The following is a 14,919-nucleotide window of genomic DNA, read 5'->3' as shown; positions in this document are numbered from 1 at the left end:
TCGATTTTACCCTTGGCATCCCCGTATCAAAAAGTGGCGTTCGCGCCGCGCAGGCTGATCCGGGGTCAACTTAAGCCCTAATAAGGAATGTCAGCGGAAATGTCGCGCCATTCCGGGTTTGCTTTCTCGATCAACTTATCCTTCCACTCGCGTCGCCATTTTTTCAGACGGTATTCCATTGCAATGGCTTCATCAGGTTCGTCAAAGCGTTCAAAGAAAACCAACGTTTTGATGTTATACTTCTTTGTATGTCCCTCAACCTCACCGCTCCGATGTTGCTCCACTCGCTGCCTTAAGTCTCTCGCTGATCCCACATAGATTGCGCCTTCAGGCTTGTTGGCGAGGATGTAGACATAGTAGCTCAGCTTTTTTTCCTTTTCTGTCGATCCCGGCTCAAGGCCGGGAATGCCCCTGTGGGGCTTATGTTATCCCGCGTAAGGTGCTGGATTGCCTCCGCCCATTGGCTTTCGTCTCATTCCGCATTGAGTGCTGGAGTGCCCAAGGGGTAACTCCCACCCTTCCTTTTGGCCTCCCCGGACTTGATCCGGGGTCACCTTAAACCTTGTACCTATTCAACAATCTCCGCCGTTTCCACAACCGCATGGAACAACACATCAGTCCCCGCCGCTGCCCAATCTTGGCTTATGTCTTCGTCCTCGTTGTGGCTAAGACCATCAACGCAGGGGCACATCACCATGGCGGTTGGGGCGGTGCGGTTGATCCAGCAGGCGTCGTGGCCAGCGCCGGAAATGAGATTACGGTGTGAATAGCCCAGACGTTCCGCCGCGTTGCGCACTGCGGTCACGCATTTCTCATCAAACTCAACTGGGTCAAAGCCGCCAACTTTTTCAATCTCGATGCCAAGGCCCATTTCTTCGCAAATTTTCATCGCGCCAATGGCGACTTGTTGTTCCATGTCTTCAATGGTTGCAAGGCTTGGTGAGCGTAGATCGACGGTGAAGACGACTTTGCCCGGGATCACATTGCGTGAGTTGGGATAGACATCGATATGGCCAGCCGCGCCGACGGCGTCGGGCTTGTGGCTCCAAGCGACTTTGTCGACCAAATCCAAAACACGCGCCATGCCAAGACCCGCGTTTTTGCGCATTGGCATTGGAGTTGATCCGGTGTGGCTTTCTTTGCCGGTGATCGTGAACTGCGTCCATGAAAGGCCCTGGCCATGGGTTACGACGCCAATTTCTTTGCCTTCGGCCTCTAAAATTGGACCTTGCTCGATATGGAGTTCAAAGAAGGCATGCATTTTGCGTGCGCCCACTTCTTCTTCGCCCTTCCAGCCGACACGTTCCAGTTCCGCGCCGAATTTCTTGCCTTCCGCATCTTCGCGATCATATGCCCAGTCTTGTGTGTGCATACCAGCGAAAACGCCGGATGCAAGCATGGCGGGGGCGAAGCGGGTGCCTTCTTCGTTGGTCCAGTTGGTCACAACGATCGGGTGCTTGGTTTTGATGTTTAGATCATTCAGGGTGCGGATGATTTCTAGGCCAGAAAGAACGCCCAAAACGCCATCATATTTGCCGCCGGTTGGCTGGGTATCCAAATGCGAACCAACATAAACGGGAAGGGCGTTAGGGTCAGTGCCTTCATGGCGCATGAACATGTTGCCCATCTGGTCAACACCCATGCTCATACCAGCGTCTTCACACCATTTACGGAACAGGTGACGGCCTTCGCTATCTTCATCGGTGACGGTCTGGCGGTTATTGCCGCCCCGCAAACCGGGTCCGATTTTCGCCATTTCCATCAAACTGTCCCATAGCCGATCGCTATTGATACGTTGGTTGGTGCCTGGTGCTGTCATGTGCTCGTCCCTCAAATATTCAAACTTATGTTGCTTACGACGGGAAGTTGAAAACTGCGCCTTCTTTAATGCCGCCTGGCCATCTTGTGGTGACCGTTTTTAGCCGTGTGTAAAAATGTACGCCCTCTGGACCATACATGCCGTGCGCGCCAAACGATGAGCGCTTCCAGCCGCCAAAGCTGTGGTAAGCCACTGGCACGGGAATTGGCACGTTAACGCCGACCATACCCACTTCGATTTTGTCGGCAAATTCACGGGCTGCATCGCCATCTCGGGTAAAGATTGCGGTGCCGTTTCCGTATTGATGCGCGTTGATCATATCAACGGCTTCTTGGTAGTCGCCTGCGCGAACAACCGACAAAACGGGGCCGAAAATTTCTTCTTGATAGATCGACATGTCAGTCGTCACGCGGTCAAACAATGTGCCGCCAACATAATAGCCGTTCTCATAACCCTGCGGTGCATATCCACGACCATCAACAACAAGGTCTGCGCCTGATGCGACGCCTTGGTCGATATAGTCAGAAACTTTGTCCTGATGCATCTTGGTGATGAGCGGGCCCATTTCAGCGTCTTTGTCTGATGCAGGGCCAACTTTTAAGGCTTCAACACGCGGCTTAAGCTTTGCGACCAACGTGTCAGCGGTTTTTTCGCCAATTGGAACGGCGACAGAAATTGCCATGCACCGTTCGCCAGCCGAACCATAACCTGCGCCCATCAGGGCGTCGGCGGCTTTGTCCATGTCCGCGTCCGGCATGATGATCATGTGATTTTTAGCGCCGCCAAGTGCTTGTACGCGTTTGCCAGCAGCTGTGCCGCGTTGATAGACATATTCTGCGATTGGGGTAGAGCCGACAAAGCTGATCGCTTTGACGTCTTGGTGATCCAAAAGCGTATCCACGGCCAATTTATCACCATGTACAACGTTCAATACGCCATCGGGGAACCCAGCTTCTTGGAACAAGTCCCAAATAAGCATGGGGGCCGATGGGTCACGCTCGGAGGGTTTGAGCACGAATGTATTGCCGCAAGCGATGGCCACAGGGAACATCCACATGGGGACCATTGCAGGGAAGTTGAACGGGGTGATGCCAGCCACAACGCCTAATGGCTTGCGGTCGGCATATGTGTCGACGGACGGGCCAACATTGCGACTATAATCGCCTTTTAACAAGGTAGGGATGCCGCAAGCGAACTCTACGACCTCGATGCCGCGGGTCACTTCGCCTAATGCATCGTCATGGGTTTTCCCATGTTCCTTGGAAATCTCACGCGCGATGTCGTCTGCGTGCTTGTTCAATAACTCGTTGTATTTGAACATAAAACGCGCGCGTTTTAGGGGCGGTGTATCTCCCCAAGCCGGTGCCGCTGCTTTTGCAGCCGCGACCGCTGCGTTGACTTCTTCCACAGTGGAAAGAGGCAATTCAGCACTTTGTTCGCCAGTTGCGGGATTAAACACCGGCACACGGTTGTCAGAAACAGAAGTGACCTTTTGGCCATTGATGGCGTTTTGGATGGTCGACATTTAGTCAGCCTCGTTCAATACGGTTCGAATGATATCTACCAACTCATCAATTTGCGATTTCTCGATTATCAATGGCGGGGAGAGGGCAATAGTATCGCCCGTGGTGCGCACAAGCAGCCCGCGCTCATAGGCATCAAGGAAGCATGAGAACGCGCGTTTTGTTGGCTGTCCAGCAATTGGCTCGAGCTCAATCGCGCCGATCAACCCGATATTGCGAATATCAATAACGTGTCTGGCGTCCTTCAAAGAGTGCAGGGCATCTTCCCAATAGGACGCCAATTCTGCGCCGCGGGTCAGCAGACCTTCTTCTTCATAAGTTTCAAGCGTGGCCAAACCTGCCGCGCTGGCGATTGGGTTGCCTGAATAGGTGTAGCCGTGGAAGAACTCGATCATGTGCTCAGGACCTTCCATAAACGCGTCATGGATTTCATTGGTCACATAAACTGCGCCCATAGGGATCACGCCGTTGGTCAGGCCTTTGGCGGTGGTGATCATATCCGGCATCACGTCAAAATGCTGTGCGCCAAACGGAGAGCCCAAACGGCCAAAGCCGGTGATGACTTCGTCAAAGATCAGCAAAATGCCGTGTTTCGTACAGATTTCGCGCAAACGTTTGAGATAGCCTTTAGGCGGAACAAGCACGCCGGTTGAGCCAGCAACTGGTTCTACGATGACCGCTGCGATAGTTGACGCGTCATGCAACGCAACAATACGCTCCAGCTCGTCGGCCAAATCGCCGCCATGTTCTGGAATGCCGCGCGTAAAAGCGTTCTTTTCAGGCAAATGGGTGTGGGGCATATGGTCAACGCCTGCCAACAAGGTGCCAAACATTTTGCGGTTTGGCATGATGCCGCCAACTGAGATACCGCCAAAATTAACACCGTGATAACCGCGCTCTCGCCCGATCAAGCGGGTTCGCGCGCCGCCGCCTTTAACACGTTGATAGGCGAGGGCGATCTTTAGGGCTGTTTCTACAGACTCTGAACCAGAGTTGGTGAAAAACACATGGTCCATGCCATCTGGCGCAATGTCGGTCAGCCGAGTTGCAAGTTGAAACGCTTTTGGGTGACCCATTTGGAACGCAGGCGCGTAATCCATTTCCGCAGCTTGCTTTTGAATAGCCTCGGTAATTTTGGGACGGCAATGACCGGCATTACAACACCATAGGCCAGCCGTGCCATCGAGCACTTGGCGGCCATCGCTTGTGGTGTAGTGCATGTCTTTTGCACCAACGAACATGCGTGGTTGTTTTTTGAATTGGCGGTTGGACGTAAACGGCATCCAAAACGCGTTCAGATCATTAGGTACAGTGGTGGCGTCGTTCATTTCCGCACCTCCCCTCCTCGTTCGCTGCGGTATAGTCTTTTTAAGTTTCGCGAATTTAACGCTTTCCAAAAATTGACTATTTGATAAAATCATTAACTAATCTGACCAGTTGGTCAAGTTTAATTTGTGCGTGATGAAAAGATTTTGAACTTCTATGTGTGGCGGTGAAAGAAATTGACGAAATTACTTCAGGAAAAGGGCGGGGACTTTAGGAAACCGTCCACACGAAACCAGAAGAAATCCGCCATTTTGCAGGCCGCAGAGAAGACATTTGCAGAGTATGGATTTAAGGGCGCAACAACACAAGTGATTGCTGACTTAGCTGGAATACCAAAGGCTAATTTGCACTATTATTTCCCCACAAAAGAAGCGCTTTACAGCCAAGTTGTGCAAAATATTTTTGATATTTGGTTGGATGCCGCCGATTCATTTGAACAAAATATGGAACCAGCAGACGCGCTGGCGAGTTATATTGACAAGAAGATGGAGATTTCACGCCAACATCCGAACGGATCTAAAGTCTGGGCGAACGAGGTTATGCATGGCGCGCCGATCATCCAAGACTACTTGGAGACAACGTTAAAAGAGTGGACGCTTTCCAGAGAAGTCGTTATTCAAAGTTGGATAGATAAAGGGCTTATCGACAAGGTTAATCCTAAGCACCTTCTATATATGATATGGGCGACAACCCAGCACTATGCTGATTTCGTCCACCAAGTTGAAACGCTCAATGACGGATTGCCGTTGGACGACAAGGCTTGGATTAGCGCAACCAGAGACGTAAAGAAAATCATTCTTGGCGGCGTTGGGCTTAAATTCGGGGGCGAAAAATGACTGCCAGCAGTTCTGAGAAACCGCAGCGTAAAACGCGTATTCAGCGGGCGAATGAGCAAAAGATACTCGAAGCAGCGCTTGAAGTGTTTTCTCAACACGGGTTCCGTGGATCAACCATTGATCAGATCTCAGAAGAAGCAGGTATGTCTAAGCCCAACTTGCTTTATTATTTCAAATCTAAGCAAGATATCCATGAAACACTTTTGGCGCGCCTTTTAGATTCTTGGCTTGATCCCATGCGCAAGCTGAGCGAAGACGGTGATCCGCTGGAAGAAATTCTCAATTACGTGCGTTTAAAACTCGAAATGACCCGCGACTATCCGCGTGAAAGTCGTTTGTTTGCCAACGAGATTATTCAAGGTGCGCTGCGCATCAAGCCCATTCTTGAAGGGCAAATCAACGATTTGATTGAAGAGAAATCTGACATCATGCGCAAGTGGATGGAAGAAGGTAAGATCAACAAGGTTGATCCAAAGCACCTCATCTTTTCCATCTGGGCGACAACCCAGCATTATGCGGATTTTGAAGTTCAAGTTCGTGTCGTTTTGGGTGGTGGTATTGATGACCCAGAGAAATTTGAGCAAACAAAATCCTATTTAGAGCAGCTGTTCACCTCGTTGCTCAAAGTCCGCTAAATTCTATCTTCTTTCGCAAATGCTAGAACCAGTAATGCCAAAACAGTCACCAATGCGCCCAACGCGACGCTTGGATTGACCCAACCGCGTCCGCTGAACCCCTCGATCAAAATGATAAAGCTTGGGGTTAAATATCCATATGACATCACCTTAGAGGCCGGAAGGCGCAGGCTTGCATATTGCAGCAAGAAAAAGGTGAGGGCAGTTGTGAATATGGTGAGATATAACCCGGCCCAATAAACGACCGCAGGCAAGTTCAGCCAATCTGTTGAAACAATGCCCCAGGCGCCATAAACTGCCAAAACAGCAGCGCAGGCAGCCAATGTCCAAAACGAAAACTGCACCACCGGTTCGCCCCGGTTGAGTTTGCGCACTAAGGGCGCGTATGCACCATGGCAGACAACTCCAATAAAGAAGATGGCTTCCCCCGTTCCGATGTTGAACGATAACAAGGCTTCCAAATCTCCGCGAAAGATCACCCAGACCGCACCAGCGGCGGCGATCAGAAGGCTGACCAACATGCGAAAAGAGACGTGTTGGGCCAAAAACACTACGCCAAACCCAGCGGATATGAGCGGCATCAACGTGAACACAGCGCCCGTTGAAACGGGTGATGCGATTTTGAGTGCTTCGAACATGGTGACGAAATAAACGCCCATTAGCGAGCCCAAAATCAGAAAACGATGTGGAGATGCGGGGAGGAATTTGCGGTTTTGCGTCAGCGGCACGCGGGTGAAGAAGGCGATCAGAAACATCACGATTGATGCTAAAACGAACCGTGATGCGCTTAGGGCACCGGCATCAATGTGGGGCGCCGCTAGGGCACCAAACGAAAATGACGCTGAAATTAAAACCGCAAACAGGATCATCGCAAAATGGCCGCGAAGTTTTTCGCGACCAACTATTGCTTGTTCATTTAATGAACGGGTGTTTTGAATTTTATTCGGCAGGCTCGGTGACCGCGCTGGGGTTGTTGGGGTGGGTTGTCCAGTTGGCATAATTTGGATCAATCTCTTTATTGGTGCGCGGGTCGACGCCGCCAATTTGCTCCATTGTTATGCAACCATCAACCGGGCAGACATTTACACAAAGGTTACACCCAACGCATTCATCGTCAATCACCTCAAACTTACGTGCGCCATCCACTAAGCTGGTAATCGCTTGGTGCGATGTGTCTTCGCAGGCAATATGACAACGCCCACAGCTAATGCACAAGTCTTGATCAATTTTGGCTTTGGTAACGTAGTTGAGGTTGAGGTGTTTCCAGTCGGTCACATTTGGTGTGGCCATCCCCATAAAGTCATCAATGCTTTCAAAGCCTTTTTCATCCATCCATTCGGATAGGCCAGAAATCATTTCTTCAACGATCTTAAAGCCATATGTCATGGCTGCAGTGCAAACTTGTACATTGCCGCAACCCAATGAGATAAACTCAGCCGCGTCACGCCAGGTTGAAATGCCGCCAATGCCTGAAATTGGCAAACCAGCTGTTTCTGGGTCGCGGGCAATTTCTGCCACCATGTTCATCGCGATTGGTTTCACCGCAGGACCGCAATAGCCGCCATGTGAGCCTTTGCCATCAATTGTTGGCACAGGGGCGAAATTATCTAAGTCCACGGCAACAATGGAGTTGATGGTGTTGATCAAACTCACGGCGTCTGCACCGCCAGCTTTTGCTGCACGGGCAGGGTGGCGCACGTCAGTGATGTTCGGTGTTAGTTTTACGATGACGGGCTTTGAATAGTATTTTTTGCACCATTCAGTGACCATCTGGATATATTCAGGCACTTGGCCAACAGCAGCGCCCATGCCGCGTTCGCTCATGCCGTGCGGACAACCAAAATTGAGTTCAATTCCGTCAACGCCCGTTGCTTCGACGCGAGGCAGAATTGCCTTCCAAGCTTCTTCTTCGCATGGGACCATAATTGAGGCGATGATCACGCGGTCTGGCCAACGCTTTTTCACGTCGGTCATTTCTTGAAGGTTGATTTCCAACGAGCGGTCCGTGATCAGCTCGATATTGTTGAGCCCCATCAAACGCCGGTCAGGGCCGAAAATAGCGCCATAGCGCGGGCCATTTACGTTGACGACGGGTCGGCCTTCTTCACCCAATGTTTTCCAAACAACGCCGCCCCATCCTGCTTCAAATGCACGTTCGACATTATATGCCTTGTCCGTTGGTGGTGCGGATGCCAACCAAAAAGGGTTTGGCGATTTGATGCCTAAAAAAGTGGTCGATAGATCAGCCATATCGGTTCTCCTATTCGGTTAGCGTGATAGAAATGAGTGAATGTCTTGTGCAGCAACTTTGCCATCTTCAACGGACGCAACGGTGAGGTCTTCCCCGCCAGCAACACAGTCGCCACCGGCCCAAACTTTACTAAGGGAGGTTTTGCCCTTCTCGTTGACTTTGATGCGGCGCGCCTCAAGGTCAATACCCGCGTCACTTAAAGTACTTGAATCAAACTTTTGGCCAATGGCCTTAAATACTTGATCAGCCTCGAGTTTTACGGTTTCACCAGTGCCTTCCAGTTTGTCATTCGTCTGGGCGGTATATTCCAACTCGATTCCCGTGATCTGATTTTGATCATTGGAGATGAGCGCTTTTGGCTGCAACCAATGGCGAATAACAACGCCGTGGGTCTGGGCTAACTCTTGTTCGTAAAGGCTAGCATTCATTGCCTCTTGGCCACGCCTATAAGCGATGGTGACATTTTCAGCGCCAAGCAGCTTGGTCTGGATAGCAATATCAATGGCGGTCATGCCACCGCCGATCACCACTACATCGCGCCCAACCTCTAATGTGGAAAGGTCATCTGTCTGGCGCAGCTTTTCGATATAGTCGACGGCATCAAGACAACCGTCATTATCTTCACCCGTAAGGCCAAGACCATTTGTGTTGCCTAATCCTAACCCCAAGAACACCGCATCATATTCTTCTCTAAGCGCCGTTAGATTGATAGCTGCGCCAAGGGCCTTACCGTGTTCAATTTTAATGCCGCCAATACCCAACACAAACTCAACCTCTAGCTGAGCGAAGTTATGGGTGGTTTTATAGGCTGCAATGCCGTGCTCGTTTAGTCCGCCTGATTTCTCACGGGCTTCAAAAATAACAACATCATGACCATGCATCGCCAAGCGGTGCGCGCATGATAGACCTGCGGGGCCGCCGCCAACGACAGCGACACGCTTGCCGGTTGAAGCCGCGCGTTTGAATGGATGCTCATTGGTTTCCGCCATTAAATGATCTGTGGCGTAGCGCTGGAGTTGGCCGATCTTAACCGGTTTGCCCTCCGCTTCTTCGCGAACGCAAACTTCTTCGCACAATGTCTCAGTGGGGCAAACGCGGGCGCACATGCCCCCAAGAATGTTTTGGTTGAGAATGGTCTTTGCAGAGCCAATTGGATTGTCGACGGATATTTGTCGAATGAAGAGGGGAATGTCGATGCTGGTCGGACATGCCGTCATGCAGGGCGCATCATAGCAAAAATAGCAACGCTCTGCCTCAACCACCGCTTCATGGTGATTTAGCGGCGCGTGCAAATCCTCAAAATTTGAATCGTAGTCTATTTGGTCCAGCCGACCAGAACGGATATCCCGCGAGACGAAATCTGTTTCGCTCATCAATTGTCCTCCCCAAAATCATAGTCACCATTTAATGGGGCTTCATCTCATCCAGTCTCCTCAAACCGGATGGTACCCAAAAATTGTGACAACACTTTCCTTCACCATAAAATATTCGATATTTTTACCAAAAGGTCAAATCTTTTCTGACCATCTAGTCAAGTTTTTGAATTTGAATTTTTGCGTATTAGTTACAAATGGTGAGGCATATGCGCTCATTGTTGTGATTTCTGAGGCTTTTGGCTTGCCCATGTACAGGGAATGTCTTATTCACTCATCCAAACAATTTACTCGAAATTTCTGACGCTTCATCGCCTCAAATCTCAGCTCTTAAAAGGGTAGTAGTCCCCTTATAGTGATGCTTAAAGTTTGGACGAGAAGTTTCGGAAAAACAACAACTATCAAGAGGTATGAACATGGCTAAAGTCGGAATGAAAGTGCCAAACGTTGTTTTTAAAACACGCGTGCGCGACGAATCTATTGAAGGTCCAAACCCATTTGGCTGGAAAGACAAAACAACCGCTGACTATTTTGCTGGCAAACGGGTTGTTCTATTTTCCCTACCGGGTGCTTTCACGCCAACATGTTCGACATATCAATTGCCGAATTTTGAAAAAATGTTCGGTGAATTCCAAGAAGCTGGTGTCGATGCGATCTATTGTTTGTCTGTAAATGATGCGTTTGTGATGAACAAATGGGGTGAGTCGCAGGGCGTAAAAAATGTCGGTTTGATCCCAGATGGTTCTGGTGAGTTCACCCGCAAAATGGGCATGCTTGTCAAAAAAGAAAATGTTGGTTTTGGCTATCGCTCTTGGCGTTATGCAACTGTTGTTGATGACGGTGAGATCGTTGGCTGGTTCGAAGAAGCTGGTTTCCAAGACGATATTGAGAGCGATCCATATGAGTTTTCAGCACCTGAATTTGTGCTTACTTGGATCCAAGACAATAAGCCTTTTGCTAAAGAAGCAGTCGCTTAATTCTGTCGATAAATGATGAATTAAAGAGGCGGGTTTTCCCGCCTTTTATTTTGTTTCCTGGTCTTTGAGATAATTGATCAAGCTCTCGCTGGCACCAAGAATATGCTCTCGGGTCAGCTTTGCTGCCAGGTCGCCATCGCGATCAACACAAGCTTGCAAAATGCCCATATGTTCGCGCCGCGCACGGCTCATGCCATCGGTTAAAACCAATTGCGCCCGCAGATAACTTTCAATGCGGTCAAGCGTGGTTTTTGCGATATGCAAATGGTAGGGGCGATTAGCCCGTTCATATAGGCAATAGTGAAAATTGCGGTTCAATTCGCCATATTTTGCAGAATCACTCTCGTTGGAAAATGCATCGCAATGCTCTTTTGCCAACACCAATGTTTCGTCGTCCATATTGGTGATTGCTTGCTTAATCACTTCGCCTTCCAGCAACGCGCGAAATTCGAAAATCTCTTTCACTTCGTCCGCAGAAAGTGACGAAACTGTCGTGCCGCGAAACCGTTCGGTTTTCACCAATCCTTGCTGCTCTAGCTTCGTAAGAGCCTCACGGACAGGGATGCGCGACGTGTTGAACATTTCCGCCAAAGCGTCCTGACGCAAATGTTCGCCGGATTTTAGTTCTCCGGTAAAAATAGCTTCGCGCAGGGCCTCAAATATAAGGTCCGCAGCCGAAGCAGCGGCGCGCACATTCACGGTGCTCAGCTTCATATTAATGCTCAATTCAAATCAATTTTGTCGTTCCAATATATCTCAGCGCATTTGATTTCGCCATCCCCGGAGATGATTTGAAGGGCAATGAACTGCCCAGAATGGCTAATGTGGGCGCTGTGCCACAACATAAATGCTGGATTTACTGGTGCCGAAAATTCGACAATCGATCGTTTTGAAGCCAGTGTTTTCAATCAAACCCTCTAGTTTGTCCTTCGAAAGGACATGCAAAGGAGGCGCAATGCCAAATAGCTTCATTATCGGCAAGAATATGAGGGGCAAAAAGCCCATCTCGCCGATGCATGCTGTTTTGGAGATAAACAAACCATCGGGTTTGAGTTGGTCGAAAATGCTTTGCAGTGTTGCTTTTGGGTCAGGCACCAAATGCAGAATGTGAAAGGCGCACACCACATCAAAGGGTGCATCGGCAAACTCGGAATCGGCTTCGGCAACCAAAAAATTGGCGTTATCAGGTGCAGCTTTGTTTTTTGCGATGTCGATCATTTCAGGTGAAATGTCAGCTGCGGTCCAACTCGAAACATGTTCGGCCATGCGGACCGCTGTGCTGCCTGTACCACAGCCAATCTCAAGCACTTTGTCCTCGGGCTTTAGCCGTTGCGCAATTTGGACAAGCATTTCTTCGTAAGACGTTGTGTCTTTGACTGGCCGTTCCGCGTAGCTTTTTGCCTGTTTATCCCAAAAACGTACTGATTGAGCGCTCATGCTGTGTTCCTTTTAACTGTCTGATGGTAACTGATGTGGTGCGGATGACGTCTCGTGCAAATGCAAGGCAATCAGTTGCGTTGAAATTGAGTGCTAGCTTTCGTTCTTGACGGCAGTTGCCAACCAATCCAGCAAATAGAACTCAGTGCGATGAACTCTACGGCCGCAAAGGCACGGTCATCTAAGTCACCGGGCAGTCCAAGCGCGAGGATTGCGCCGGTTAGTGTTGCGGCAAAAATAGTAATCCATTTGCATATGCGATCAGGTAGAAAAAGCGATGCTATAATCATTGCCAGCGGGATTTCGACTAAAACGAACCCGATCAACATCAATTCATCTGTGATAACTGTCCCGTTGACCTTGCCTGTCAAAGCTTCGTTCAAGAATTCGGCTGTTCCAATTTCGTGGATGTCGCGGAAAACCATGTTGAGCAGAAGGAATACCCACAAGGTGGATAAAATTTGACGTGAATTTTGGTTCGTCATTTTTGATCCTTCAATCTAATCTCGTTTCAGCTCAGAGTATATATACGCCAACAAAATAGGAATTGCCTAGTTTTGTGGTTTCGGTATACGTAAATGTATGAACTGGCAGGAAGTTGACTTTGATTGGAACCAAGTGCGCGCTTTTTTGGCTACAGCCGAAGAAGGCAGCTTCAGTGGCGCAGCGCGTATCCTTTCCACTACCCAACCTACCATTACTCGGCAGATTGCAGGGCTAGAGAATTCCTTGAACCTATTGCTGTTTGAACGCAGTACCCGCGGGCTGACCATGACAGTGGCCGGACAACAATTGTTCGAACATGTGCGCGATATGGGGAGTGCAGCAAGTCGCATTTCAATGGTGGCACAAACTGTCAATAATGAAGTATCCGGTGAGGTCTCCATTACCGCGGTCGATACTCTGTGTGTGAAGTTTATAACGAAGGCCATCAGACGATTGAAAAAGTCGGCGCCTGGTTTGACGATACGGATATTTTCTTCTGATCAGATTCAAGATTTAAAGCGTCGTGATGCGGACATCGCAGTTCGCCACGTACGACCAGCCCAGGCAAGCTTGGTTGCCAAGCTTGTAGGAAACTGGACGGCAAGTTTTTATGCCTCTCAGTCATATCTGGACCAAATTGGCTTTCGCCCCGGTTCGAAAGATCATGAGAATGTTGAATTTGTAGGGCCACGTGATCCCGTTCAGTTTATTGAAGTATGTAAAAGTCTCGGGCTAACCTTAAGGTTGGATCAATTTACATTACGGTGCACAAGTGCGCTGGTTGCCCATGAAATGTTGCGGGCAGGTTTAGGCGTGGGCGTGACCGCTGATGCAATTGCAAAATCGGAACCCGAGCTTGTTCGGATTTGGCCGCATGTGCCACCAATTGATTTTCCAGTTTGGCTGGTCACGCATCAAGAACTACATACATCGAAAAAAATTCGAGTAGTTTTTGATATGCTCGAGCAAGTTCTCAAAGAAGCTTAGGGCTACATCGCGAAAAACCGCTTAAAGTCATATAGTTAGCACGCTAGCCTTGCAGGTTATGGGTTCTCGCGCTCAGATTTTTCTTCTGCTTATCCAAAAGAACATTCGCCAAATAAAGAATATTGAAGATTGTATCCAATTTATGATATAGGATAATATAACGCCATCGAACCTCACCTTTCGTTCCCAATTTTCGGGCAAGTGATCGTGCTGGTGACAAGCTGAAATTTCTGATGAATTATCGAAGTTTAAATCCGATCGATGAAGGATAAGACTATGAACACGAACATTTTTTCTGGCTGTATTCCGGCGCTAATGACACCTTGCAAAGCTGATCGCAGTGTGGATTTTGATGCGTTGGTGCGCAAAGGAAAAGAACTGATTGATACAGGTATGTCCGCAGTTGTTTACTGCGGTTCCATGGGCGACTGGCCCTTGCTGAGCGACGCTGACCGCATGGAAGGCGTTGCCCGTCTTGTTGCAGCTGGCATTCCAACCATTGTGGGCACTGGCGCGGTCAATTCAAAAATCGCGGCGGAACATGCAGCGCACGCACAAAAAGTTGGCGCACATGGTTTGATGGTTATCCCGCGCGTCCTGTCTCGCGGCAGCTCAATGGCAGCGCAACGCCAACACTTTGCAGCAGTTCTAAACGCAGCGCCTGATTTACCTTCAGTGATTTACAACAGCCCTTATTATGGTTTTGCGACCCGTGCCGATCTGTTCTTTGATTTGCGCAAAGATCATTCAAACTTGATTGGTTTTAAAGAATTTGGCGGCGCGGACGATCTTCGGTACGCGGCTGAATTTATCACCTCACAAGACGACAGTGTGAACCTCATGATTGGTGTGGATACCCAAGTGTTCCACGGCTATATCAATTGTGGCGCCGGTGGCTCCATTACGGGCATTGGCAACGCGCTGCCCAAAGAAGCGCTGCATCTTGTTGCGCTATGCGAAAAAGCCGCTGCGGGCGATGCGATCGCTCGCCTAAGAGCGCAGGAACTTGATGCCGCTATGCAAGTTTTGTCCTCGTTTGATGAGGGCGCAGATTTGGTGCTCTATTATAAACACATGATGGTTTTGCAGGGCGACGCTGAATACACTTTGCATTTCAATCAAACAGATGCACTCTCAGATAGTCAGCGAAACTATGCGGAGCGCCAATTCAAATTGTTCCAGACATGGTATCAAAGCTGGAGCCAGCAGCCTGATGTTTTGGCGCTTGCAGCCTAACTTGAACAATCTGAATCTAATTGCCCGAAAAGT

15 protein-coding genes are annotated in these 14,919 nt (G+C 49.4%); 5 read left to right on the top strand and 10 right to left on the bottom strand.

From position 1 onward, the window contains the following. Nucleotides 1–77 precede the first annotated feature (77 nt). The 4 genes from ACSHWX_RS07790 to ACSHWX_RS07775 form a co-directional block, all read right to left on the bottom strand. Complete coding sequence (locus ACSHWX_RS07790) at nt 78–347, bottom strand: GIY-YIG nuclease family protein (protein WP_435667685.1); 270 nt, start codon at nt 345–347, stop codon at nt 78–80. Nucleotides 348–568: 221 nt separating this feature from the next. Continuing rightward, the gene (locus ACSHWX_RS07785; RefSeq protein WP_435667637.1) at nt 569–1,819 is read right to left on the bottom strand and encodes a Zn-dependent hydrolase; all 1,251 of its coding nucleotides are present in this window, start codon (nt 1,817–1,819) and stop codon (nt 569–571) included. Between the two features lie 34 nt (nt 1,820–1,853). Further along, nucleotides 1,854–3,344 carry a CoA-acylating methylmalonate-semialdehyde dehydrogenase gene (locus ACSHWX_RS07780; protein ID WP_435667636.1) on the bottom strand — a complete coding sequence of 497 codons (1,491 nt, stop codon included), beginning with the start codon at nt 3,342–3,344 and terminating at the stop codon, nt 1,854–1,856. Beyond that, nucleotides 3,345–4,670 carry an aspartate aminotransferase family protein gene (locus tag ACSHWX_RS07775; RefSeq protein ID WP_435667635.1) on the bottom strand — a complete coding sequence of 442 codons (1,326 nt, stop codon included), beginning with the start codon at nt 4,668–4,670 and terminating at the stop codon, nt 3,345–3,347. Nucleotides 4,671–4,844: 174 nt separating this feature from the next. On the opposite strand from ACSHWX_RS07775, the gene ACSHWX_RS07770 reads away from it, so the two are divergent. Together ACSHWX_RS07770 and ACSHWX_RS07765 are read left to right on the top strand one after the other, a co-directional pair. Next, on the top strand, nt 4,845–5,504 hold the full coding sequence (locus ACSHWX_RS07770; protein ID WP_435667634.1) for a TetR family transcriptional regulator C-terminal domain-containing protein: 660 nt from the start codon (nt 4,845–4,847) through the stop codon (nt 5,502–5,504). Continuing rightward, nucleotides 5,501–6,139, top strand: a complete 639-nt coding sequence (locus ACSHWX_RS07765; protein ID WP_435667633.1) for a TetR family transcriptional regulator C-terminal domain-containing protein — start codon at nt 5,501–5,503, stop codon at nt 6,137–6,139. The genes ACSHWX_RS07770 and ACSHWX_RS07765 overlap by 4 nt, the downstream gene beginning before the upstream one ends. Here ACSHWX_RS07765 and ACSHWX_RS07760 read toward each other — a convergent pair. From ACSHWX_RS07760 to ACSHWX_RS07750, 3 genes are read right to left on the bottom strand one after another with little or no spacing between them, the layout of a single operon-like run. Continuing rightward, nucleotides 6,136–7,137, bottom strand: a complete 1,002-nt coding sequence (locus ACSHWX_RS07760) for a DMT family transporter (protein WP_435667632.1) — start codon at nt 7,135–7,137, stop codon at nt 6,136–6,138. The genes ACSHWX_RS07765 and ACSHWX_RS07760 overlap by 4 nt on opposite strands. Then, nucleotides 7,079–8,389, bottom strand: coding sequence for an NAD-dependent dihydropyrimidine dehydrogenase subunit PreA (preA, locus tag ACSHWX_RS07755; RefSeq protein WP_435667631.1), 1,311 nt, complete (start codon nt 8,387–8,389; stop codon nt 7,079–7,081). Before preA ends, ACSHWX_RS07760 begins: the two co-directional genes overlap by 59 nt. Before the next feature lie 18 nt (nt 8,390–8,407). Further along, a complete protein-coding gene (locus ACSHWX_RS07750; RefSeq protein WP_435667630.1) occupies nt 8,408–9,763 on the bottom strand; it encodes an NAD(P)-dependent oxidoreductase in 1,356 nt (451 codons plus the stop codon). Between the two features lie 416 nt (nt 9,764–10,179). Between ACSHWX_RS07750 and ACSHWX_RS07745 the strand changes: the two genes are divergently transcribed. Then, on the top strand, nt 10,180–10,740 hold the full coding sequence (locus ACSHWX_RS07745; protein WP_435667629.1) for a peroxiredoxin: 561 nt from the start codon (nt 10,180–10,182) through the stop codon (nt 10,738–10,740). Nucleotides 10,741–10,785: 45 nt separating this feature from the next. On the opposite strand, the gene ACSHWX_RS07740 is transcribed toward ACSHWX_RS07745, so the two are convergent. The 3 genes from ACSHWX_RS07740 to ACSHWX_RS07730 form a co-directional block, all read right to left on the bottom strand. After that, entirely contained in the window at nt 10,786–11,454 is a 669-nt protein-coding gene (locus ACSHWX_RS07740) for a GntR family transcriptional regulator (protein ID WP_435667628.1), read from the bottom strand. Between the two features lie 105 nt (nt 11,455–11,559). After that, the gene (locus tag ACSHWX_RS07735; protein WP_435667627.1) at nt 11,560–12,177 is read right to left on the bottom strand and encodes a class I SAM-dependent methyltransferase; all 618 of its coding nucleotides are present in this window, start codon (nt 12,175–12,177) and stop codon (nt 11,560–11,562) included. A gap of 71 nt (nt 12,178–12,248) precedes the next feature. After that, complete coding sequence (locus ACSHWX_RS07730) at nt 12,249–12,662, bottom strand: DUF6326 family protein (RefSeq protein ID WP_435667626.1); 414 nt, start codon at nt 12,660–12,662, stop codon at nt 12,249–12,251. Nucleotides 12,663–12,759: 97 nt separating this feature from the next. On the opposite strand from ACSHWX_RS07730, the gene ACSHWX_RS07725 reads away from it, so the two are divergent. After that, nucleotides 12,760–13,650: a LysR family transcriptional regulator gene (locus ACSHWX_RS07725; protein WP_435667625.1), complete on the top strand. Its 891-nt coding sequence runs from the start codon at nt 12,760–12,762 to the stop codon at nt 13,648–13,650. Between the two features lie 276 nt (nt 13,651–13,926). Then, nucleotides 13,927–14,886 carry a dihydrodipicolinate synthase family protein gene (locus tag ACSHWX_RS07720; protein ID WP_435667624.1) on the top strand — a complete coding sequence of 320 codons (960 nt, stop codon included), beginning with the start codon at nt 13,927–13,929 and terminating at the stop codon, nt 14,884–14,886. Nucleotides 14,887–14,919: the final 33 nt, after the last annotated feature.

The organism is Maritalea sp. (assembly GCF_051251695.1).
GTDB lineage: Bacteria > Pseudomonadota > Alphaproteobacteria > Rhizobiales > Devosiaceae > Maritalea.
The sequence above is the reverse complement of the archived record's forward strand: the minus strand, read 5'-3'. Positions and strand labels throughout refer to the sequence as shown.

Bases quoted from the DNA above. Each gene is read 5' to 3' on its own strand.
- ACSHWX_RS07785 (WP_435667637.1), bottom strand. From the start codon at position 1,819: ATGACAGCACCAGGCACCAACCAACGTATCAATAGCGATCGGCTATGG.
- ACSHWX_RS07780 (WP_435667636.1), bottom strand. From the start codon at position 3,344: ATGTCGACCATCCAAAACGCCATCAATGGCCAAAAGGTCACTTCTGTT.
- ACSHWX_RS07775 (WP_435667635.1), bottom strand. From the start codon at position 4,670: ATGAACGACGCCACCACTGTACCTAATGATCTGAACGCGTTTTGGATG.
- ACSHWX_RS07765 (WP_435667633.1), top strand. From the start codon at position 5,501: ATGACTGCCAGCAGTTCTGAGAAACCGCAGCGTAAAACGCGTATTCAG.
- ACSHWX_RS07760 (WP_435667632.1), bottom strand. From the start codon at position 7,137: ATGCCAACTGGACAACCCACCCCAACAACCCCAGCGCGGTCACCGAGC.
- preA (WP_435667631.1), bottom strand. From the start codon at position 8,389: ATGGCTGATCTATCGACCACTTTTTTAGGCATCAAATCGCCAAACCCT.
- ACSHWX_RS07750 (WP_435667630.1), bottom strand. From the start codon at position 9,763: ATGAGCGAAACAGATTTCGTCTCGCGGGATATCCGTTCTGGTCGGCTG.
- ACSHWX_RS07745 (WP_435667629.1), top strand. From the start codon at position 10,180: ATGGCTAAAGTCGGAATGAAAGTGCCAAACGTTGTTTTTAAAACACGC.
- ACSHWX_RS07740 (WP_435667628.1), bottom strand. From the start codon at position 11,454: ATGAAGCTGAGCACCGTGAATGTGCGCGCCGCTGCTTCGGCTGCGGAC.
- ACSHWX_RS07735 (WP_435667627.1), bottom strand. From the start codon at position 12,177: ATGAGCGCTCAATCAGTACGTTTTTGGGATAAACAGGCAAAAAGCTAC.
- ACSHWX_RS07730 (WP_435667626.1), bottom strand. From the start codon at position 12,662: ATGACGAACCAAAATTCACGTCAAATTTTATCCACCTTGTGGGTATTC.
- ACSHWX_RS07725 (WP_435667625.1), top strand. From the start codon at position 12,760: ATGAACTGGCAGGAAGTTGACTTTGATTGGAACCAAGTGCGCGCTTTT.
- ACSHWX_RS07720 (WP_435667624.1), top strand. From the start codon at position 13,927: ATGAACACGAACATTTTTTCTGGCTGTATTCCGGCGCTAATGACACCT.